The organism is Pseudomonas citronellolis (assembly GCF_001586155.1).
GTDB lineage: Bacteria > Pseudomonadota > Gammaproteobacteria > Pseudomonadales > Pseudomonadaceae > Pseudomonas > Pseudomonas citronellolis.
Map to the genome: position 1 here is coordinate 6351180 of NZ_CP014158.1, position 21156 is coordinate 6372335.

At 68.6% G+C, this 21156-nt stretch carries 16 protein-coding genes; 5 read left to right on the forward strand and 11 right to left on the reverse strand.

Annotated elements, in window-relative coordinates; all coding sequences use genetic code 11:
- The 3 genes from asd to PcP3B5_RS27800 all read left to right on the forward strand — a co-directional run bounded on the left by asd (position 1) and on the right by PcP3B5_RS27800 (position 4998).
- Positions 1-870, forward strand: a complete 870-nt coding sequence (asd, locus tag PcP3B5_RS27790) for an archaetidylserine decarboxylase (protein ID WP_061562961.1) — start codon at positions 1-3, stop codon at positions 868-870.
- A 184-nt stretch (positions 871-1054) separates the two neighbouring features.
- Positions 1055-2863 carry a hypothetical protein gene (locus tag PcP3B5_RS27795; protein ID WP_043316891.1) on the forward strand — a complete coding sequence of 603 codons (1809 nt, stop codon included), beginning with the start codon at positions 1055-1057 and terminating at the stop codon, positions 2861-2863.
- A 62-nt stretch (positions 2864-2925) separates the two neighbouring features.
- Positions 2926-4998 carry an EAL domain-containing response regulator gene (locus PcP3B5_RS27800; RefSeq protein WP_058070700.1) on the forward strand — a complete coding sequence of 691 codons (2073 nt, stop codon included), beginning with the start codon at positions 2926-2928 and terminating at the stop codon, positions 4996-4998.
- An 843-nt stretch (positions 4999-5841) separates the two neighbouring features.
- On the opposite strand, the gene serB is transcribed toward PcP3B5_RS27800, so the two are convergent.
- Positions 5842-7062 carry a phosphoserine phosphatase SerB gene (gene serB, locus PcP3B5_RS27805; RefSeq protein ID WP_009613510.1) on the reverse strand — a complete coding sequence of 407 codons (1221 nt, stop codon included), beginning with the start codon at positions 7060-7062 and terminating at the stop codon, positions 5842-5844.
- 188 nt (positions 7063-7250) lie between these two features.
- Between serB and PcP3B5_RS27810 the strand changes: the two genes are divergently transcribed.
- Positions 7251-8825 (forward strand): AhpA/YtjB family protein, encoded by a 1575-nt coding sequence (locus PcP3B5_RS27810; RefSeq protein WP_043316896.1) that lies wholly within the window; start codon positions 7251-7253, stop codon positions 8823-8825.
- 61 nt (positions 8826-8886) lie between these two features.
- On the opposite strand, the gene PcP3B5_RS27815 is transcribed toward PcP3B5_RS27810, so the two are convergent.
- From PcP3B5_RS27815 to PcP3B5_RS27860, 10 genes are all read right to left on the reverse strand, one after another.
- Positions 8887-10521 carry a glycosyltransferase family 39 protein gene (locus PcP3B5_RS27815; RefSeq protein ID WP_082816428.1) on the reverse strand — a complete coding sequence of 545 codons (1635 nt, stop codon included), beginning with the start codon at positions 10519-10521 and terminating at the stop codon, positions 8887-8889.
- A gap of 141 nt (positions 10522-10662) precedes the next feature.
- Positions 10663-11376, reverse strand: a complete 714-nt coding sequence (locus PcP3B5_RS27820) for a PqiC family protein (protein ID WP_009613516.1) — start codon at positions 11374-11376, stop codon at positions 10663-10665.
- A 155-nt stretch (positions 11377-11531) separates the two neighbouring features.
- Positions 11532-13796 (reverse strand): DNA topoisomerase IV subunit A, encoded by a 2265-nt coding sequence (parC, locus tag PcP3B5_RS27825; RefSeq protein WP_009613518.1) that lies wholly within the window; start codon positions 13794-13796, stop codon positions 11532-11534.
- Positions 13797-13803: 7 nt separating this feature from the next.
- Positions 13804-14328 (reverse strand): retropepsin-like aspartic protease family protein, encoded by a 525-nt coding sequence (locus tag PcP3B5_RS27830; RefSeq protein ID WP_009613520.1) that lies wholly within the window; start codon positions 14326-14328, stop codon positions 13804-13806.
- Positions 14325-15335, reverse strand: a complete 1011-nt coding sequence (locus PcP3B5_RS27835; protein WP_061562962.1) for an esterase-like activity of phytase family protein — start codon at positions 15333-15335, stop codon at positions 14325-14327. The genes PcP3B5_RS27830 and PcP3B5_RS27835 overlap by 4 nt, the downstream gene beginning before the upstream one ends.
- Complete coding sequence (gene parE, locus PcP3B5_RS27840) at positions 15335-17233, reverse strand: DNA topoisomerase IV subunit B (RefSeq protein ID WP_061562963.1); 1899 nt, start codon at positions 17231-17233, stop codon at positions 15335-15337. The genes PcP3B5_RS27835 and parE overlap by 1 nt, the downstream gene beginning before the upstream one ends.
- A gap of 11 nt (positions 17234-17244) precedes the next feature.
- Positions 17245-17850 (reverse strand): YqiA/YcfP family alpha/beta fold hydrolase, encoded by a 606-nt coding sequence (locus PcP3B5_RS27845; protein ID WP_009613526.1) that lies wholly within the window; start codon positions 17848-17850, stop codon positions 17245-17247.
- Between the two features lie 48 nt (positions 17851-17898).
- Positions 17899-18711, reverse strand: a complete 813-nt coding sequence (cpdA, locus tag PcP3B5_RS27850; protein ID WP_061562964.1) for a 3',5'-cyclic-AMP phosphodiesterase — start codon at positions 18709-18711, stop codon at positions 17899-17901.
- Positions 18712-18867: 156 nt separating this feature from the next.
- Positions 18868-19326: a DUF1249 domain-containing protein gene (locus PcP3B5_RS27855; RefSeq protein WP_009613530.1), complete on the reverse strand. Its 459-nt coding sequence runs from the start codon at positions 19324-19326 to the stop codon at positions 18868-18870.
- A complete protein-coding gene (locus tag PcP3B5_RS27860; protein WP_061562965.1) occupies positions 19317-19934 on the reverse strand; it encodes an NUDIX domain-containing protein in 618 nt (205 codons plus the stop codon). The genes PcP3B5_RS27855 and PcP3B5_RS27860 overlap by 10 nt, the downstream gene beginning before the upstream one ends.
- A gap of 193 nt (positions 19935-20127) precedes the next feature.
- On the opposite strand from PcP3B5_RS27860, the gene PcP3B5_RS27865 reads away from it, so the two are divergent.
- Complete coding sequence (locus tag PcP3B5_RS27865; protein WP_061562966.1) at positions 20128-20883, forward strand: RsiV family protein; 756 nt, start codon at positions 20128-20130, stop codon at positions 20881-20883.
- Positions 20884-21156 lie beyond the last annotated feature (273 nt).

Consider the following 21156-nt stretch of genomic DNA (forward strand, 5'->3'; position numbering starts at 1 on the left):
ATGTCGTTCAAAGATCGTCTGTTCATCCTCGGCCAGTACCTGCTGCCGCATCACCTGCTGTCGCGCCTGATCGGCTGCGCGGCCGAATGCCGCGCAGCCTGGTTCAAGAACCGCCTGATCGGCTGGTTCGCCCGCCGCTACCAGGTCGACATGCGCGAGGCGCTGGTGGAAGACCTGCAGGCCTACGAGCACTTCAACGCCTTCTTCACCCGCGCCCTGAAGGACGGCGCGCGGCCGCTGGACGAAACGCCCGGCGGCGTGCTCTGCCCGGCCGACGGCGCCATCAGCCAGCTCGGCCCGATCGAGCACGGGCGCATCTTCCAGGCCAAGGGCCACAGCTTCAGCCTGACCGCGCTGCTGGGCGGCGACGCCGAGCGCGCCGCGCCCTTCATGGGCGGCAGCTTCGCCACCGTCTACCTCTCACCCAAGGACTACCACCGCGTGCACATGCCGCTGGCCGGCACCCTGCGCGAGATGGTCTACGTGCCCGGCCGGCTGTTCTCGGTGAACCAGCTCACCGCCGAGCAGGTGCCGGAACTCTTCGCCCGCAACGAGCGGGTGGTCTGCCTGTTCGACACCGAACGCGGGCCCATGGCCGTGGTGCTGGTGGGCGCGATGATCGTCGCCTCGGTGGAAACCGTGTGGGCCGGCCTGGTCACGCCGCCGAAGCGCGAGCTGAAGGCCTTCGCCTACGACGAAGCGGCCCGCCAGCCCATCCACCTGGAAAAAGGCGCGGAACTGGGGCGCTTCAAACTGGGCTCCACCGCCATAGTGCTGTTCGGCCCCGAGCAGGTCGCCTGGGCCGAACGACTGGCCGCCGGCAGCCCGGTGCGCATGGGCCAGTTGCTGGGCAACGCCCGCCAGGCGTGAGCCGGCGCAGGCCGGGCAGCCTGTATCCGGCCTGTTACCCGAAAGCCAACGGCAGGCCCGCTCCCCAACCAGGGAACGGGCTGTCTTCTCAGGTGGATACTGCTAGAGTTTGGAAAAAACCGGCGCCCAAGACCGGCACAACGGTCCAGCGAACGGCCCAGATCGTGGAGCACCTCATCCGACCATGGACAATACGAGTCCCCAGCAATTGCTGCGCGTTCCCACCCCGACGCAGGAAAGCCTGAGCTTCTGCAACGTCACTGCGCGCGACATCAAATACTGGCTGGACCACCTGCCCAAGGCCAACCTCGGCGAGACCGCGCGCCAGCTCTACCAGGGCCTGATCGAGCTGAACCAGCTGAAGCTCCCGGTGGAGGCCCGCCTGCAGCTGCTGGAGCTGTTCCGCCCGGAAGTCCAGTCGGTCTGCCACAACCTCGAACGCCACTTCCTCAACCACTCCATCGTCCTCGACGAGCGCCCGCGCAAGGTCGCCAACCTCTGCCAGGCCCTGCAGAACCACCTGGCCGTCGGCTACAAGCTGGTGGTGGTGCGCGAGGCGCCGCGCTTCACCCGCGAACGCGCGCAAATCCTCACCCTCGCCCTGCAACGGGCGATCCGCAGCCTGTGCGGCCCGCTGATCCGCGCCCAGCAGCTCTACTGCCCGGTGCCGGAAAGCCTGTGGCTGGAGCTGCACCAGCTCTACCAACTGGCCCGCAGCAAGGGCGTGCAGGCCCTGGCGGTCCGCGACGACCTGGCCAAGCAGGGCAACACCCTGACCGTGGAGCAGGCCTACCTGGTGGCCCTGCTGCTGGGCTGCGCCCGCTGCAACCAGATGCGCCAGGCCGGCATCGCCCAATTGGCCGATGCCCTGGAGGCCTGGGGTTCATTGGTGCGCCTGCAGGAAGCCGACCTGCCGTCCAGCCTGTTCGTGGTCGCCCCGCAGGTGGACGGCCCGCCGCGCTACCGTTCGCTGTACAAGGCCGGCGACCTGCACAACGGCCTGGGCATGGACCCGCAGCGCCTGGTGGCGGCGATCAAGGAGTACATGAACGCCCCCGCCGAGCAACGCGACAAGCTGCCGCTCAAGGGGGGCGAGCGCATCAGCGTCGACCTGCTGCAGCACCTGGCCAGCGCCTGGGGCGACATCGCCGAGCGCAGCTTCCAGCGCACCTCCGGCCAGGGCCAGCTGACCCTCTGCATCGGCATGAGCGCGCTGCACTACTACCTGTCCGGCCGGCGCCCGTTCGCCGACCTGCTCAAGCTGCCCGAACCGGTGCAGGCGACCTTCCAGGCGGAAGTGAACGACGCCTGGGCCAATGCCTTCGACGCGCAGAAGGTCACCGACTGGCAACCGGGCATGCCGCTGGAGGAAATCGAATACCAGCCGCTGCGGACGGCGGAGCAAGGCTCGGCCGACGCCGCCGAATCGGCGACCTGCGACGAGTACCCGGTCTTCGCCCTGCCCATCGTCAACCACAGCCCAGGCGGCTATTGCCTGACCTGGCCGAAGGAAATCCCCAGCCAGCTGCAGGCCGGCGAGCTGCTCGGCATCCAGGACGCGCCGGGCCAGGGCTGGAGCATCGCGGTGGTGCGCTGGATCCGCCAGGTCCGCGGCGGCGGCACGCAGATGGGCATCGAGCTGATCGCCCCCATCGCCCAGCCCTGCGGCCTGCAACTGCTGCGCAAGTCGGAGCAGAGCAGCCACTACCTGCGCGCCCTGCTGCTGCCGGAAATCGCCGCCATCTCGCGGCCGGCGACGCTGATCTCGCCGCGGCTGCCGTTCCAGGAAGGCAGCCGCGTGCAGATCAACCTGCACGGCGAGGAACGCCGCGCCACCCTGACACGCAAGCTCACCGCCACCGGCAGTTTCAGCCAGTTCGAATACAGTACCCAGGAGCGTCCGAAGGGCGCCGACGATAAGCCCGTCACAGGAGCGAACGGCCACACGGGGCACGGGGAGGAAGACTTTGACTCACTCTGGAAGTCGCTGTAGATTCGGCCGCACTCCATTCGTCGCCTCCTGGCTGCCGTCCGGCGCGCCATAAGCAGCTCTTCATGGCCAATGAAAAGAAAACCGTCCGCCTGCTGATCCTGGAAGACTCGCAGAACGAGGCCGAACGTCTGGTCAGCCTGTTCCGCAACGCCGGGCGTGCGACCCGCGTCCACCGCGTGACCTCCAGCGAAGACCTCGGCGAGGCCCTGCAACAGACCTGGGACCTGCTGATCGCCGCCCCGCAAAGCAGCGCACTGGCGCCGGAGGAGGCCCTGGCCAGCCTGCGCCGCCAGGCCAAGGACATCCCCTTCATCCAGTTGGTCGAAGGCAACGATTCCGACAGCATCACCGAGGCCCTGGCCCTCGGCGCCCAGGACGCCCTGCCCCAGGGCGAGGACGAGCGCCTGGTGCTGGTGGCCAACCGCGAACTCGCCGCCCTGGAGGAACGCCGCGCCCGGCGCACCGCCGAGGTCGCCCTGCGCGAGGCGGAAAAGCGCTGCCAGCTGCTGCTGGACAGCTCGGTGGACGCCATCACCTACGTCCACGACGGCATGCACATCTACGCCAACCGCGCCTACGTCGCGATGTTCGGCTACGAGGACGCCGAGGAACTGGAAGGCCTGCCGATGATCGACCTGATCGCCGCCGCCGACCAGGCCACCTTCAAGGACTTCCTCAAGGGCTACCAGCACGGCGAGGGCGACAACGAACTGCTGTGCGACGGCGTGCGCGTCGACGGCCAGAGGTTCCGCGCGCGCATGGGTTTCTCGCCGGCCACCTACGACGGCGAACCGTGCATCCAGGTGGTGATCCGCGCCGAGCAGGACAACAGCGAACTGCAGGAGAAGCTGCGCGAGGTCAGCAGCCAGGACCTGGTCACCGGCCTGTTCAACCGCGCCCACTTCCTCGACCTGATGGATGCCGCCGTGGAGCGCGCCGTCACCGCCGGCCAGCCGGCCACCCTCGCCTACCTGCTGCTCGACCGCGCGCAGCACCTGCAGCTGAGCCTGGGCATCGCCAGCATCGACCTGCTGCTGGCCGACCTCGCCCACCTGCTGCGCGAGCACTTCCCCGAGAGCGTGCAGCTGGCCCGCTTCAGCGACGACGCCTTCAGCGTGCTGCTCGACGGCCAGACGCCGGAACAGAGCAAGGCCCTGTTCGCCGGCCTGCTGAAGAAGGTCGAGGGCCACCTGTTCGACATCCACGGGCGCACCGCCCAGGTCACCCTGTCGATCGGCTGCGCCGGGCTCGACGAAAAGACCAGCCGCGCCCAGGACGTCATCGACCGCGCCCATCGCTGCGCCGACGAAATCGCTCAGGCCGAGGGCAACGGCATCAAACTCTACGACCCGGCCGACGAACTGGCCGCCGCCGCCAGCCGCGGCGACCTGCTGGCGATCATCCAGCAGGCGCTGGAGAAGAATGCCTTCCGCCTGCTGTTCCAGCCGATCATCAGCCTGCGCGGCGACAGCCACGAGCTGTACGAAGTGCTGCTGCGCCTGCTCAACCCGCAGGGCGAGGAAGTGCCCGCCGCCGACTTCTTCGGTGCGGCCAAGGCCGGCGGCCTGGCCGAGCGCATCGACCGCTGGGTGCTGCTCAACTCCATCAAGCTGCTCGCCGAACACCGCGCCAAGGGCCACAACACCAAGCTCTTCGTGCACCTGTCCGGCCCCAGCCTGCAGGACGCCGGGCTGCTGCCCTGGCTGGCGGTGGCGCTGAAAGCCGCGCGCCTGCCGGCCGACTCGCTGATCCTGCAGGTCAGCGAAACCGACGCCGTGGCCCACCTCAAGCAGGCCAAGGCGCTGAGCCAGGGCCTGGCCGAGCTGCACTGCCAGGTCGCCCTCGGCCAGTTCGGCTGCGCGCTGAACCCGTTCAACACGCTCAAGCACATGAACGTCGACTTCGTGAAGATCGACGGCTCCTACGTGCAGGACCTCAGCCGTCCGGAGAACCAGGAAAACCTGCGCACCCTGATGGCCAGCCTGCACGCCCAGGCCAAGCTGACCATAGTGCCCATGGTGGAAAGCGCCACGGCCCTGGCCACCCTCTGGCAGGCCGGCGCCAACTACATCCAGGGCCGCTACCTGCAGGGCCCGAGCCAGGCGATGGATTACGACTTCTCTTCGGAGGAGTGATCCGCTCCCGCGCCTTCCGGCAAACGTAGGATGGGTTGAGCGAAGCGATACCCATCACCACGGCCGCATGGGTTTCGTAAACTCAACCCATCCTACGAAAGGCACCTCGGCGCACGGATTCATTTGTAGCGTGCCCTGCCCGCGAATCGCGCGCAGGGCGCGCTCCTACAGGTCGACACCAAGCTCCGTAGCGGGTGATCGGTAGGGCGCATAACCGTTCGCGGTTATCCGCCGATACTCCTGTGCCTTCCGGCAAACGTAGGATGGGTTGAACGAAGCGATACCCATCAATCACCACGGCCGCATGGGTTTCGTAAACTCAACCCATCCTACGAAAGACACGTCGGCGCACAGATTCACTTGTTGCGGGCCCTGCCCGCGAATCGCGCGCAGGGCGCGCTCCTACAGGTCGACACCAAGCTCCGTGGCGGGAGATCGGCAGGGCGCATAACGTTCGCGGTTATCCGCCGATACTCCCGCGCCTTCCGGCAAACGTAGGATGGGTTGAGCGAAGCGATACCCATCAATCACCACGGCCGCATGGGTTTCGTAAACTCAACCCATCCTACGAAAGGCACCTCGGCGCACGGATTCATTTGTAGCGGGCCTTGCCCGCAAATCGCGCGCAGGGCGCGCTCCTACAGGTCGACACCGAGCTCCGTGGTGGGTGATCGGTAGGGCGCATAACCGTTCGCGGTTATCCGCCGATACACCAAGGCCATGGCCAACACCCAGGTCAACCTGGAGCCGCCGGAAGCGGCGGACACCGCCATGGGCACGGCATTTCCCGTAGGAGCGGATTCATCCGCGATCCGGCCGACAGGCCGGTATTCCCACAGCGTCTCAGCGCCCGTCCACGCCCTCGCGGTCGCGGAAGCCCAGCAGGTAGAGGATGCCGTCCAGGCCCAGGGTGGAGATGGCCTGCTTGGCCGACTGCTTGACCAGCGGCTTGGCGCGGAAGGCCACGCCCAGGCCGGCCAGGCCGAGCATCGGCAGGTCGTTGGCGCCGTCGCCCACGGCGATGGTCTGCTCCAGTTGCAGGCCTTCCTTCGCCGCCAGTTCGCGCAGCAGGTCGGCCTTGCGCTGGGCGTCGACGATCGGCTCGATGGCCACACCGGTGACCTTGCCGTCGACGATCTCCAGCTCGTTGGCGAAAACGTAGTCGATGCCCAGCTTCGCCTGCAGCTGGCGGGCGAAATAGGTGAAGCCGCCGGAGAGGATCGCGGTCTTGTAGCCCAGGCGCTTGAGCTCGGCGAACAGCGTCTCGGCGCCCTCGGTCAGGCGCAGAGAGGCGCCGATTTCCTCGAGCACGTCCTCGGACAGGCCCTTGAGCAGCGCCAGGCGCTCCTTGAAGCTGGCGCGGAAGTCCAGCTCGCCGCGCATCGCCCGCTCGGTGATTTCCGACACCTGCTCGCCGACGCCGGCGGCCTTGGCCAGCTCGTCGATGACCTCGGCCTCGATCAGCGTCGAGTCCATGTCGAACACCGCCAGGCGGCGGTTGCGGCGGTACAGCGAGTCGCGCTGGAAGGCGATGTCGACGTTCAGCTCCTGGGCCACGCTGAGGAATTCGGCGCGCAGGGCCACCGGGTCGGCTGGCTCGCCGCGCACGGAGAACTCGATGCAGCCCTTGCCGCGCTCGGCCGGCATGTCCAGCGGCATGCGCCCGGACAGGCGGTCGATGTGGTCGATGTTCAGCCCGTACTTGGCGGTGATCGAGCTGACCCGCTGCAACTGCTCGGCGGTCACCCGGCGCGTCAGCAGGGTGACGATCTGGCGCGGCTTGCCCTGGCCGCCGACCCATTGCTGGTAGTCGGCCTCGGAAACGGGTGTGAAGCGCACCTGCTGGTCGAGCTCGTAGGCGGTGAAGAGCACGTCCTTGAGGACCGCGGAGGCCCGCTCGGTGTCGGGAATCTCCACCAGGATGCCGAAGGACAGGGTGTCGTGGATCACCGCCTGGCCGATGTCGAGGATGTTCACCCCGCCCTGGGCCAGCACGCCGGTGATGGCGGCGGTGAGACCGGGGCGGTCTTCCCCGGTGATGTTGATCAGGACGATTTCGCGCAAGGCGCAGTCTCCGCCATGGAAAAAGCGCACATTCTAGCGCCTTTCTCGGCCGCCGCCTCGCCCGCCGGCGGCACAACCGCCGATCGGATCGTCCGTGCCGTCCGGATCACGGACGGACCGGCGCTTTGCCCGCTTCCGGGGCGCCGTTATACTGCCGGGACTGTCCTTCATAGAAGACCGAGCCCGCTGTGACCCGGCCCACGTCCGTCAAGCCCGATAATTTCTTCCTGTTGCTGTACCACGCCCTGCGCCAGCGCCGGGTGCCCATCGCCCTGCGCATCGCCATCCACAGCCTGGTGCTGGTGGCGGCGGCGCTGCTGATCTACGCCTGGGTGATGGGCATGCAGTTCAAGCAGGCCATGCACCAGCAGGCCGACGCCGTGGGCCAGAGCCTGACCACCCAGACCGCGGCCTCGGCCACCGAGCTGCTGGTGTCCAACGACATCCTCAGCCTCAACGTGCTGCTGGGCAACCTGACCAAGAACCCGCTGGTGGCCCACGCCGCCATCTACAGCGCCGACGGCCGCACCCTGGCCGAGGCCGGCTCGCGGCCCAAGCAGGGCCTGCTGGGCGACAGCGAGGGCGTCTACTCGACGCAGATCACCTTCCAGGAGGTCATGGCCGGCCAGCTGCGCATCAGCCTGGACATGGAACAGTTCCAGCAGCCGATGATGGTCAGTCTGCAGAGCATGGGCCTGATCAGCCTGATCCTGCTGCTGCTCACCCTGACCCTCAGCCTGCGCCTGGGCCGCCACATCTCCACCCCGCTGCTGCAGCTGCGCGTGTGGCTGCGCGACCCGGACGACCCCGCCCCCGGCGCCGGCCTGCAGAACGAGATCGGCGACCTGGCCCGCCAGCTCCAGGCGCGCCTGGTGCCGGAGAAGCCGCCGGCCCCCGAGCCCGCTCCCGCGCCGCGCAAGCCCGCGCCCAAGGCGGCCGCGCCGACCCTGGCGAAAGCCGCGGAGAAGCCGGCCAGGCCCGTCGCCGACGACATCGCCAGCGAGCCGGAGGACGAACGCGAACCCCGCCTCGACCTGCCGCGCGACGAGCACGAGTTCGACGAGAACATCTTCGCCGAGGACGAACTGCACGACGAAACGCCCGTGGCCGCTGAGGCGTTCGCCGAGGACTTCTCCGAAGAAGCCGCCGAAATCGCCGAAGAGCCCGAGGAAGAACCCGAGCCACAGCTGCCCAACCCCTGCGCCGTGCTGGCCGTGCAACTGGGCAACCAGGAACAGCTGCGGCGCCTGCCGCGCAGCCGCCTGGTGGACCTGCTGGAGCGCTACCGCGACTGCCTGGAGCAGGCCGCACGGCTGTACAAGGGCCAGCTGTTCACCCTCAGCGACGGCGGCAGCCTGATCCTCTTCCACGCCCGCGACGACGACGACTACCTCACCCACGCCCTGTGCTGTGGCGAGCTGATGCGCGCCCTCGGCCACGCCCTGCAGATCGAAGTGGTGGACAGCGGCATTACCCTGCAACTGCAACTGGGCCTGACCCAGGGCGACGAGCTGGCGGAACTGGCCCAGGCCGAGCTGCTGCAGGAAGGCGCCGTGCAGAACGCCCTGAACCTCAGCCAGCACAGCCGCAACCTGCTGCTGATCGAGCGCGCCATCGCCGAGGACGAGCAGGTGCGCCAGCGCGCCCGCGTCCGCGCCATCGCCAACCCGGCCGAGGCCAGTTGCGTGGAATGGCTGAAGGAACCCTACCCGTCGATGCTGGAACGCCAGCTCACCCGCATGCGCGCCCTGCGCACTTCCTGACCGCGCTGCCGGCCGCACGACGGGCGGCCGGTCTCCTTCTGCAACCTGCTATCGAGCAACCTCAGGGCAGGTACAGCAGCACGTGGGGCTCATGGTCGAAGTCGGCGGTCACCAACGGCCTCAGGCCGGCCAGGGCCGCCGGCTGCACAGCGCGCAGGCGCGCCACCGACATCACCAGGTAGAGCGGGCCCCGCAGGCCCTGCAGTTGGCTGTCCTGATCGATGAAGCGCGGCGTCAGGTCGTGGTCGAGGTTGACCAGGTACTTGATCGCCTTGGCGTCCTTGCCCAGGCCGACGAAAGCCACCGGCGCCGGGTTGGCGGCCACGGCCGCGTCGGCAGCCAGGGTGAAGGCGCGGGTGCCGTACAGCCCGCGCTCCATGGGTTCGAAGGCGAGGATATAGGCCGCCCACAACGCCAGCACGGCGCAGCCGGCCAGTCCCAAAGCCCGCAGCCGTCGGTGGCGCAGCAGCCACAGGGCCGAGCCCTGCAGGAGCAGCAACAGCGCCAGGGTGACGTACAGGGCGAGCTGGTAAGCCTGCAAGGCTCCGCCCAGACGCCGCCAGGCGAGCACCAGTGCCAACGCCAGCAACCCGGGCAGAACCAACCAGACGCACTGCATCACCCAGCGCAACGCCGAAGCCAGGCGGCTGCCGGTCACGTGAAAGGGATAGGCGGCGATTATCGCCATGTAGGGCGCCGCCGCCAGGATGTAGCGGGCCTTCTTCGCCTGCGGTACGGAAAGCCCGAGCATCACCAGCAACGCCGCCAGAACGCAGGCCCAGAGCAGTATCCGCGTGCCCTCCGCCTCTCCCCTTCCGCGCGCACCGGGCAGCAGCAACAGCACCGGCAGCGCCAGGGGGAACGCCAGGGCGTAATTGCCGGGCGCACTGAGGAAGTAATAGAACGGCGAACTGGCCCCGGCGCTGCCGTCGATGCGACCGATGACCTGCATCTGCAGCACCTCCCGGACGAAACCGGGGCCGCCGCTCAGCTCGGCGGCGCCCAGCAGGGCCAGGCAGCAGAACACCAGCAGGGCCGCGGCGAACGGCCCGAAGACCAGCAGCCGGCGCCAGTCCCGCGCCGCCAGCCAGCAGGCGCAGACCGTTGCAGCGGGAATCACCAGGCCCAGCGGGCCACGGACCAGGAAACCGCCCAGCAGCAGCGCCCCCAGCTTTGCCAGCAGGGGCGGTAGCGGACGTTCACGATCGCGATAGGCGAGGTAGAAGGCGCCCAGGGCCAGCGCCGCGACCATCTGGTCCAGCGAGACCGCGCGGGTCTCGCTGACGAAGGTCGCGGTGAGCAGCAACAGGGCTACGGCGAGCAGCGCCCAACGCGGCGAGATCGGCTCCAGCAGGCGGTACACCAGGGCCACCAGCGCCGCCGCGGCCAGCGCCGAGGGCAGCCAGGCGGCCAGGCTGTCGACGCGGCCGAACGGCAGCGACAGCAGGTAGATGAGCAGCGTCGAGGTGCCCGGATAGTCCGGGTAGGGTTCGCCATAGGTGCTAGGAAACAGGCTCGGCCCGTGGCGCAGCATTTCCTGGGCGAACAGCACGAAGCGCGAGTCGAAGCCGATGATCGCCCGCCCCTTGGCCTGGGCGCAGAACAGCAACAGGGCGAGCGCGCCCAGCAGCCAGGCGCGGGCGGCCGGGCCCAGGCTGGCCAGCCTGGAGGGCGACAGGGAGAGGGACGACGGCAAGGGCTTACCCCCGCCGGGCGCCGATCGAAGGGATTCCGATCAACGGTGCCGGCAGAACCGCTGCCTTGTTAGCACCGTCGCGGTCAAGAAATCGTCAACGAAAACGGCCTGCGGAGGAGAATGCTCGCGGGCCGCGGCCGATCAGAAGCGGAAGACTTCGACGTTGTTGTGGATGGGCACCACCAGCGGCATCTTCGGCCCTTCTTCCTTGGGCTTGGCGGCCTGCTCGGTGTTCGCCGCCGGCTTGCGCGGAGCGGCCGGCTGCTCGGCGGCCACCGCCACCGGGCGCACATCCTGGGCCAGTTGCCCGGCGAGGCGGCGCAGCAGTTCGCTCTGCGCACGGACCTGGTCCTGCAGGCTGCCGTCGTGCTTTTCCTCTTCGTGGAACACGCGGCTGTCGCGCAGCGTGCCCTTCTGGTCGAGCAGGCGCCAGCGCGCATCCAGCACCGCCGGCTCCTTCGGGCCGGAATCCAGGCGGGTGATGGTCAGCATCACCTGCACCTGCGGGGTGAACCCCGGCTGTTCCGGGAACAGCGCCAGGCGGGTGGTGTCCAGGCTACTGGACAGCTGGCGCACCAGCAGCTGGCTGACGTTGGTTTCCAGGCTGCCGGCCCAGCGCGCCTCGGTGGACAGGTTGAGGATGCCATCGGCCTGGCGCTGGACCATGGATTCACGTTGCAGATAGTCGGCCAGCTGCACCGGACCGAGCAGTACGGCGATACCGTTGTCGCGGGTCGGCAGCGGGGTCGCACCGGCATCCAGTTGGTACAGTTGCGTCGGCCGATTCACCGTACAGCCCGCCAGCCCGAGGAGGCCGACGAGGGAAAGACATGCGAGGACGCGCAGGGCGCTCATCGTGCAATCACCGTTAATTCGCCGAAGATCGGCGTCACTTGCTACAAAAAACCACAAACCAAAACGACAATGGAGCCATGGCGCCAGCGTCAAAGGGACCTATCATCCCTTAACCGGCGCCATAGCTCCAGAGGCAGAGTGTATCGCAGAGCGTTTCAGTCCTGAGACAGTGACTCGACCAGCAGCGCATCGACCCTCTGGAAGCCACGCGGCAGCTTGTTGCCGCGCCGGCCGCGCTCGCCCTTGTAGTGCTCCAGGTCGTCGCCGCGCAGCGACAGGGTGCGCTTGCCGGCCTGCAGCACCAGGGTCGCCCCCGGCGGCAGAACTGCCAGGTCGGTCAGGTATTCCTCGCGACTGGCCACGCGCTCGCCCGGCACGCTGATGATCTTGTTGCCCTTGCCCTTGGCCAGTTGCGGCAGATCGGAGACCTTGAACAGCAGCAGGCGGCCTTCGGTGGTCACCGCCGCCAGCCAGTCCTGCTCGACGTCGGCCACCGGCCGCGGGGCCATGACCTGGGCGCCATTGGGCAGACTGAGCAGGGCCTTGCCGGCCTTGTTCTTGGCCTGCATGTCCTCGCCCTTGACCACGAAGCCGTAGCCGGCGTCCGAGGCCAGCACGTACAGGGCATTGTCCTCGGGCAACAGCACGCGCTCGAAGCTGGCGCCCGGCGGCGGCGTCAGGCGGCCGGTCAGCGGCTCGCCCTGGCCGCGCGCCGACGGCAGGCTGTGGGCCGCCAGCGAGTAACTGCGCCCGGTGGAGTCGATGAACACCGCGTACTGGTTCGAGCGCCCCGGCGCTGCGGCCTTGAAGGTGTCGCCGGCCTTGTACGAAAGCCCTTCGGCGTCGATGTCGTGGCCCTTGGCGCAACGCACCCAGCCCTTGTCGGAAAGCACCACGGTGACCGGCTCGGTGGGCATCAGCTCGGTTTCCGAGAGGGCCTTGGCCTCGGCGCGCTCGACGATCGGCGAGCGGCGGTCGTCGCCATAGGTCTCGGCGTCGGCGATCAGCTCGTCGCGCACCAGCTTGCGCAGCTTGGCGTTGGAACCGAGGATCGCCAGCAGCTTGGCGCGCTCCTTGGCCAGCTCGTCCTGCTCGCCGCGGATCTTCATCTCTTCCAGGCGCGCCAGCTGGCGCAGGCGGGTGTCGAGGATGTAGTCGGCCTGCACGTCGGTGAGGGCGAAGCGCTCCATCAGCACCGGCTTGGGCTGGTCCTCGGTGCGGATGATGTGGATCACCTCGTCGAGGTTGAGGAAGGCGATCAGCAGGCCTTCCAACAGGTGCAGGCGCTTCTCCACCTTGTCCAGGCGGAACTGCAGGCGGCGGCGCACGGTGTCGGTGCGGTAGGTCAGCCATTCGCTGAGCAGCTGGCGCAGGTCCTTGACCTGCGGCTTGCCGTCCAGGCCGATGACATTGAGGTTCACCCGGTACGAGCTTTCCAGGTCGGTGGTGGCGAACAGGTGGGTCATCAGCTCGTCGGCGTCCACGCGGTTGGAGCGCGGGATGATGACGATGCGGGTGGGGTGCTCGTGGTCCGACTCGTCGCGCAGGTCGGCGACCATCGGCAGCTTCTTGGCCTGCATCTGCGCGGCGATCTGCTCCAGCACCTTGGCCCCGGAGACCTGGTGCGGCAGCGCGGTGACCACGATATCGCCGTCTTCGACGCGGTACACGGCGCGCATGCGCACCGAGCCGCGGCCGGTCTCGTAGATCTTCTGCAGGTCGGCGCGCGGGGTGATGATTTCCGCCTCGGTGGGGAAGTCCGGGCCCTGCACGTGTTCGAGCAGCTCGCCGACGCCGGCGTCCGGCTGGTCGAGCAGGCGCACGCAGGCCGCGGCCACTTCGCGCAGGTTGTGCGGCGGCACGTCGGTGGCCATGCCCACGGCGATGCCGGTAGTGCCGTTGAGCAGCAGGTTGGGCAGCCGCGCCGGCAGCACTGCCGGCTCCTGCATGGTGCCGTCGAAGTTCGGCACCCAGTCGGCAGTGCCCTGGCCCAGCTCGGAGAGCAGGGTTTCGGCGTAGCGCGACAGGCGCGCCTCGGTGTAGCGCATGGCGGCGAAGGACTTGGGATCGTCCGGCGCACCCCAGTTGCCCTGGCCGTCCACCAGCGGGTAGCGGTAGGAGAACGGCTGGGCCATCAGCACCATGGCTTCGTAGCAGGCCGAGTCGCCGTGGGGGTGGTACTTGCCAAGTACGTCGCCGACGGTGCGCGCCGACTTCTTGTGCTTGGAGTCGGCGTCCAGGCCCAGTTCGCTCATGGCGTAGACGATGCGCCGCTGCACGGGCTTCAGGCCGTCGCCGATGTGCGGCAGGGCGCGGTCCATGATCACGTACATGGAGTAGTTCAGGTAGGCCTGTTCGGTGAACTCGGCGAGGGAGCGACGCTCCACGCCTTCCAGGCTCAGATCGAGGGTTTCGCTCATGCGTGCCTCACGGGGAAGTGTTCTGGCGCAGCACCAGGGTGCCGTCGCGCTGGGAGAATTCGAGTTGTCTGAGGGCGCTCATGCCGAGCAGCACCTCGTTGCCGCCCATGCCCGGGGCGATGATCGCCGGCACGTCCTTCAAGAGGATGTCGCCCAGCTCCAGGCGCTGCAGGCGCGTGCGCCAGCCCCGGGTGCGGCCGTTGGCGGTGTCCAGGTCGATGGGCGCGCCACGCTGCAGTTGCAGGCGCAGGGCCAGGGCTTCCGGCACGGCCACGGCGCTGGCGCCGGTGTCCAGCAGGAAGGTCGCCGGCGCACCGTCGATCAGGCCGTCGAACACGTAGTGGCCCTGGCGGTTGCCCAGCAGGCGCAGCTCCACGTAGCCATCGCCGTGCAGCGACTGCGGCTGCACGTTGGGGTTGTGCTGGCGCTTTTCCCACAGGCCGAAGAAGTGCGTGGCCAGGCCGATGCCGGCCAGCCAGGCGAGCAGCATCATGGCCTTGCCGAGGCGGCGTCCGGGTTGCGCGTCGTTCATTTGCCACCCAGCCAGCCCTCCGCCGGGGCGGCGAAGCGCAGCACGTAGGGTCGCGCATCGCCGTCGGCGCGGGCCGCGTCGCCATTGTCCAGGCCGATCCAGGCGCCCTTGTCGTCGATCACCAGGGCCTCGGCCACACCGTAGGGCAAGGCGTAGCGGCGCTCCGGGGCCAGGGCGCCGTCGGCGAACGACCAGCAGCGCTCGGCGGCGCCGCTCTCGGCGTTGCGCCGGCAGACCTGGTGCACCAGGCGCTCCAGGGTGAACAGCTTGCCCTGGTACAGCGCCAGGTCGGAGAAGTCCAGGGCCAGCGGCTTGTCGCTTTCCAGTTGCGGCGGCGGCAGCGCCGTCCCGGCCTCGCTGAGCAGCACGCAGGCGCCGTCGCATTTCCAGCTGCCGTTGTCGTTGCGCAGGCGCAGCAGGCCGCGGCGCTGGCGTTCGGCGGCGAGCCACAGGCGCTTGCCGTCGGCGTCGATGGCCAGGCCTTCGTAGTAGGCGTTGTTGACCATCAGCAGGCCGCTGGCGCGCGCCTGGCGCAGCAGCGTCGGCGGCAGCTCCAGCCATTGCGCGGCGCCGGCCTCCGGCACCCGCAGCACGCCGGCATAGGCCTCGCTGACCAGGTAGCGGTTGCCCTTGCCGTCGCAGCTGAGGCCTTCGAAGTCCATGGCCCCGCCGCGCACCAGGCCATACAGCCAGGTGCGCGCGCGGGCGCCCCAGGACAGGCCGCTGTCGGGCAGCCCGGGCGCGCTGAAGGTCTCGGCGCGAGCCTGCCAGACGCTGCCCGGGGTTTCGTCCGGGCGCAGGCCGTAGAGGCGGTCGTCGTCGCGGTCGGACACCGTCCACAGCTCGCCGCCGCACAGCGCCAGCCCCGACAGGTTGCCCGCGGGCATGCCTTCCACGGCGTGCTCGGAGAGGAACTGCAGGGCCGGCCCCTGCCCTACCGCGGGTGCGTCCGCCAGGGCCTGGGCGCAGCCGAGCACGGCCGCCAGGGCGGCCAGCGCGCGGCGCATCAGGCCAGGACCTCGGCCAGGTTGCCCTTGGTCTCCAGCCAGGACTTGCGGTCGCCGGCGCGTTTCTTGGCCAGCAGCATGTCCATGATCTCGACGGTGCCCTCGGCGTCTTCCAGGGTCAGCTGCACCAGGCGCCGGGTGTTCGGGTCCATGGTGGTTTCGCGCAGCTGCGGCGGGTTCATCTCGCCCAGGCCCTTGAAGCGGGTGACCTGCGGCTTGCCGCGGCGCTTCTCGGCCAGCAGCCGGTCGAGGATGCCGTCGCGCTCGGCGTCGTCCAGGGCGTAGAAGACTTCCTTGCCCAGGTCGATGCGGTACAGCGGCGGCATGGCCACGTAGACGTGCCCGGCTTCCACCAGCGGGCGGAAGTGGCGGACGAACAGGGCGCACAGCAGGGTGGCGATGTGCAGGCCGTCGGAGTCGGCGTCGGCGAGGATGCAGATCTTGCCGTAGCGCAGCTGGCTCAGGTCGGCGGCGCCCGGGTCGACGCCGATGGCCACGGCGATGTCGTGCACTTCCTGGCTGGCCAGGACTTCGCCGCCGTCCACTTCCCAGGTGTTCAGGATCTTCCCGCGCAGCGGCATGATCGCCTGGAATTCCTTGTCCCGCGCCTGCTTGGCCGAGCCGCCGGCGGAGTCGCCCTCCACCAGGAACAGCTCGGCGCGCATCGGGTCCTGGCCGGCGCAGTCGGCCAGCTTGCCGGGCAGCGCCGGGCCCTGGGTGATCTTCTTGCGCTCGACCTTCTTGCCCGCCTTCAGGCGACGGCCGGCGTTGCTGATGGCCAGCTCCGCCAGTTGCAGGCCCAGTTCGGGGTTGGCGTTGAGCCAGAGGCTGAAGGCGTCCTTCACGACGCCGGAGACGAAGGCCGCCGCCTCGCGAGACGACAGGCGCTCCTTGGTCTGCCCGGAGAACTGCGGCTCCTGCAGCTTCATCGAGAGGACGAAGGCGATGCGCTCCCAGACGTCTTCCGGGGCCAGCTTGACGCCGCGCGGCAGCAGGTTGCGGAACTCGCAGAACTCGCGCATGGCGTCCAGCAGGCCCTGGCGCAGGCCGTTGACGTGGGTGCCGCCCTGGGCCGTGGGGATCAGGTTGACGTAGCTTTCCTGCAGCGACTCGCCGCCCTCGGGCAGCCACAGCAGGGCCCAGTCCACCGCCTCCTTGCTGCCGGCCAGGGTGCCGCAGAAGGGTTCTTCCGGCAGGCGCGGCAGCTCGGACACCGAGTCGGCCAGGTAGGAACGCAGGCCGTCCTCGTAGTGCCATTCGACGCGCTCGCCGCTGCTCTTGTCCTCGAAAGTGACCAGCAGCCCCGGGCAGAGCACGGCCTTGGCCTTGAGCACGTGCTTGAGGCGGCTGACGGAGAACTTCGGCGAGTCGAAATACTTCGGGTCGGGCCAGAAGCGCACGGTGGTGCCGGTGTTGCGCCGGCCGACGCTGCCGATGACTTCCAGGTCGCTGGCCTTGAAGCCGTCGGCGAAGGTCATGCGGTATTCGTTGGCGTCGCGCTTGACGCGCACTTCCACCTGGGTGGAAAGCGCGTTCACCACCGAGATGCCCACGCCGTGCAGGCCGCCGGAGAACTGGTAGTTCTTGTTGGAGAACTTGCCGCCGGCGTGCAGCTTGGTGAGGATCAGCTCGACCCCCGGCACGCCCTCTTCGGGGTGGATGTCCACCGGCATGCCGCGGCCGTCGTCGATCACTTCCAGCGAGTTGTCCTCGTGGAGGATCACCTGCACGCTCTTGGCGTGGCCGGCCAGGGCCTCGTCCACGGAGTTGTCGATGACTTCCTGGGCCAGGTGGTTGGGCCGCGTGGTGTCGGTGTACATGCCCGGGCGCTTGCGCACCGGATCGAGGCCGGAGAGGACTTCGATGGCTTCTGCGGTATAGGCGTTCTGCTGGGCCATGGGGTCCCTTTTCAAAGAGTTGTGAAATCGAGGTCGCGCCACAGGCCCGCCGGCACCCCGGCGAAGGCCAGCAGCGCCGGCAGCCAGCGGGCGAAGCCCTGGAAGCCGTGGTCGCCGCCGGCCTCGATGCGCAAGGCGCAGGCCCGGTAGAAGACCGCGGCGACCTTGTAGTCGAGGGTTTCATCGCCGGTCTGCAGCCACACCTGGTAGCGCGCCGCATCGACCGGCGGCGGCACTTCGAGTTCCGCCAGGGCGTCGACGTGGTCCTGGGTCAGCACCCATTCCTCGCCGCTGTAATGGTTCTTCTGCGGCCCCAGATAGCCGTCGAAACGGCCGTGGGGTAGCACCGCCGGGTTGATCAGCAGGGCCTTGAGACCGTGCCGCTCGGCGAGATGGGTCGCATAGTAGCCGCCCAGGGAACTGCCGACCAGCAAGGGCCGGTCGAGTTCGCCGATGGCCGCCTGCAGCTGGGCCATGGCCTGCCGCGGGTGGTGGTGCAGTTCGGGCACCCGCAGGTGCGCCTGCAAGCCCAGGCGCTCCATGACAGCCGCGAGCTGGCGCGCCTTCTGCGAGGCGGGGGAGCTGTTGAAGCCGTGGATATAGAGGATATCGGTCATGGTGCGGGAGGCTACAAGCAGCGAGCCGCTGCCTGCAAGCCGCACGCGTCAGTAGCCCTGGACGCTGTAGTCCACCTGGAAATCGATGCCGGTGACCCGCGACACGCCGGTCTGCACGCCGCCATCGGGCAGCAGGCGCAGCCAGCGGTAGCCCGGCGCCAGGCTGTCCACGCCGAAGTCCTCGCTGCCCGGGGCGAACTGCACGCAGGTGGAAGGGGACGCCAACAGGCGCACGTCGCCGCGCAGGCGGTCGATTTCCTGGTGCACGTGGCCCCAGAGCAGGCAGCGCACGTGCCGGTGGCGGTCGAGCACGGCGAACAGGTCGTCCGGGTTGCGGATGCCGATGCGGTCCATCCACTGGCTGCCGATGCTCACCGGGTGGTGGTGGAAGGCCACCAGCACGTGGCGATCGCGCGCGTCGTGCAGGGCTTGGTCCAGCAGCGCCAGCTGCTCGGCGGACACCTGCCCGGGCACCGCGCCGGGGATGGTGGAGTCGAGCAGGACGATGCGCCAGGCGCCCAGGTCGAGCACCGGGTCGAGGAGGTCGCTGCCGGCGCAGACTTCGCGCATGGGCGCCAGCTCGTCGTGGTTGCCGGGAAACCAGCGGGCCGGTGCCTGAATGCTGGAACAGATATCCAGGAAACGTCTGTACGACTCTGGGGAACCGTCCTGCGAGATATCACCCGTCGCCAGGACCAGATCGATCTGCGGCTGCTCCTCGAGGACGCGCTTCACCACTTGTTGCAGGCTGTCCGCGGTATCCATGCCGAGAAGCCGGCCATCGTGCTCGGCGAACAGATGGCTGTCAGTGAGCTGTACCAGCAGCACCGGCTCATTTGAGGAAAATTCTTTCGCAGGCAATGCGCCTTCTCCTGTCAGGCGAGGCGTCGTCGTTGAAGGAAGTATGGTGACAGCCCCGGTGCCGGGCAAACCGGGAAAGAGTCACAGTTCACAGTATGCTCGCCGTCGGCCGGACGAACGACATCCTATCATGGCGCAACGCCATCACCCGCGCTTTCAGCGTTGCAGGACCGGTTCCAGCTCGTGGCCGCAGGCCAGGCAGTGGCTCAGCCATTCGCCGAGGAAGAGGTTGAGCTGGCTCTTCTCGTCCGGCTGGTGCATGGCCTGGTTGGGGTAAGGGTAGATGGCCAGCAGGCGGCGCGCCTGCTCGGCGCCGACCACTTCGGCCATGCGCGCGTCATGGTAGACGCGCACTTCCAGGCGCGGCGCGGGCAGCCAGGGCAGGCCCAGTTCCTGGCGCACCTGCAGGGTGGTGGTGTAGGGGCAGGCCTCGATCACTTCCAGGGCCAGCACGCCGAGCAGGCGTTCGCCCTCGCTCAGCGCCACGCGGCGCTGCGACTGCACTTCGCGCATGTCCGGCAGCAGCCGCATCAGGCGCAGGTAGTTGGCCTCGCAGGTGGCTTGCAGCCCGGCCAGGTCGACGCGGTAGCGTTCACGCAGCAGGTTCACACCCATAGGCCACGAACCTCGGCGCGGTTCAGCGCCAGCCATTGCAGGGCGAGCATGCTCGCGGCGTTGTTGACGCGCCCGTCGCGCACGGCCTGCAGGGCATCCTCGAGGGCCAGCACGTGGACGCGGATGTCCTCGCCCTCCTCCTCCAGGCCATGGATGCCCGAGGCCCGGCTGCTGTCGCAACGGCCGACGAACAGGTGCACCAGTTCGTTGCTGCCGCCGGGCGACGGCAGGTACTGGCTGATCGGCCAGAGCGCGCCGAGGTTCAGGCCGGCTTCTTCCACGGCTTCGCGGCGGGCGACCTCTTCAGGTTCTTCGTCCTTGTCGATCAGCCCGGCGACCAGCTCCAGCAGCCAGGGGTTGACCCCGGCCTCCAGGGCGCCGACGCGGAACTGTTCGATCAGTACCACTTCGTCACGCTGCGGGTCGTAGGGCAGCACGCAGACGGCATCGTGGCGGACGAACAGCTCGCGGCTGATCAGCGGCCCCATGTCGCCGGCGAACTGGCGATGACGCAGGTGCAGACGCTCGATGCGATAGAAGCCGCGGAAGCACTCCTCGCGTCGAGTGATCTCCACGTCGTCCGGACCCGCCTTGAAGATATCCGCCATCCCACACACTCATCGATCGGTTGAACTTCGCGCCATCCTATCGCGACGCCGTGCCCCGCGCAGCCTCTTTCCGCCACCGCCCGGCGGGGAGCCGCGCGACACTGCTACACTCGGCGGCGCGGCGAACCCGGCGCGGCTTCGCCGGTCCAAGCCGCGCGGCCGACCGCCGCCGGACACGCAAAGAAGGACACCCATGAATTTTCTGAAAACCCTTGCCGCCGCCGGCCTGCTGCTGGCGCTCGGCGGCTGCCAGAGCCTCTTCGGCCCCGGCCTGGGCGACCCGCTGAGCGCCCGCCACACCGCCTTCGAACACCTGCAGCCGGGCTGCCAGGGCGAGCAGTGCCCGCTGTTCAACCTGGACACCCTGAGCTTCGACGGGGAACCCGCGCTGGACGCCGCTATCGAGGCGCAGTTGCTCGACCTCACCCGCAACACCCCGGACGACCCGCGCCCGGCCAGCCTCGCCGGCTACGAGCGGGATTTCCTGGCCAGCGCCAAGCCGGGCTGGAGCAGCTACCTGCAGGCGAAGATACGCGAGCAGCATGACGGCCTGGTGATCGTCGAACTGTCCAGCTACGTCTTCACCGGCGGCGAGTACGGCCAGCCGGGGCGCGCCTTCATCAACTACGACCGCCGCCTGCACAAGGTGCTGACGCTGCAGGATGTGCTGCTGCCCGGCCAGGAGCAGGCCTTCTGGGACAACGCGCGCCTGGCCCACCAGGCCTGGGTAGTGCAGAACAAGCTGGTGGAGCAGGACGCGAACTTCCTCAGGGACTGGCCGTTCCGGAAAACCCCGCACTTCGCCCTGACCTTCGGCGCGCTGACGCTGAAGTACGACATCGACAGCATCGCCCCGCACTCGGTCGGGCACCCGGAGCTGAAGATTCCGTATCCGCGGCTCAATGGCATCGTCAAGCCGTACTACTTCCCGGGGCGTGGAGCGCAGTAGGGCATCGCACGATTCCCATGTAGGAGCGCGCCCTGCGCGCGATTCGCGGGCAGGGCCCGCTCCTACGGATCACCGTGAGGCATGGCGCTGCCCGTAGGAGCAACTGTCTTGCCGGCCGCGCCGAGACGCGCCTCAACGGATGGGTTGAGCCTTGGCGAAACCCATGCGGTTGCGGTGATGGGTATCGCTTCGCTCAACACCATCCTACGAAAGCCATGCTCGCTCATGCGGTAGGAGCGGACCTTGTCCGCGAACGGTGTTCACCGGCGGCAA

Excerpts from the sequence above, each read along its gene's own strand:
- PcP3B5_RS27860 (WP_061562965.1), bottom strand. The coding sequence starts at position 19,934 with ATGGCGGATATCTTCAAGGCGGGTCCGGACGACGTGGAGATCACTCGA.
- PcP3B5_RS27835 (WP_061562962.1), bottom strand. The coding sequence starts at position 15,335 with ATGCGCCGCGCGCTGGCCGCCCTGGCGGCCGTGCTCGGCTGCGCCCAG.
- PcP3B5_RS27830 (WP_009613520.1), bottom strand. The coding sequence starts at position 14,328 with ATGAACGACGCGCAACCCGGACGCCGCCTCGGCAAGGCCATGATGCTG.
- PcP3B5_RS27800 (WP_058070700.1), top strand. The coding sequence starts at position 2,926 with ATGGCCAATGAAAAGAAAACCGTCCGCCTGCTGATCCTGGAAGACTCG.
- PcP3B5_RS27865 (WP_061562966.1), top strand. The coding sequence starts at position 20,128 with ATGAATTTTCTGAAAACCCTTGCCGCCGCCGGCCTGCTGCTGGCGCTC.
- parE (WP_061562963.1), bottom strand. The coding sequence starts at position 17,233 with ATGGCCCAGCAGAACGCCTATACCGCAGAAGCCATCGAAGTCCTCTCC.
- PcP3B5_RS27845 (WP_009613526.1), bottom strand. The coding sequence starts at position 17,850 with ATGACCGATATCCTCTATATCCACGGCTTCAACAGCTCCCCCGCCTCG.
- PcP3B5_RS27820 (WP_009613516.1), bottom strand. The coding sequence starts at position 11,376 with ATGAGCGCCCTGCGCGTCCTCGCATGTCTTTCCCTCGTCGGCCTCCTC.
- PcP3B5_RS27855 (WP_009613530.1), bottom strand. The coding sequence starts at position 19,326 with ATGGGTGTGAACCTGCTGCGTGAACGCTACCGCGTCGACCTGGCCGGG.
- parC (WP_009613518.1), bottom strand. The coding sequence starts at position 13,796 with ATGAGCGAAACCCTCGATCTGAGCCTGGAAGGCGTGGAGCGTCGCTCC.
- PcP3B5_RS27795 (WP_043316891.1), top strand. The coding sequence starts at position 1,055 with ATGGACAATACGAGTCCCCAGCAATTGCTGCGCGTTCCCACCCCGACG.
- asd (WP_061562961.1), top strand. The coding sequence starts at position 1 with ATGTCGTTCAAAGATCGTCTGTTCATCCTCGGCCAGTACCTGCTGCCG.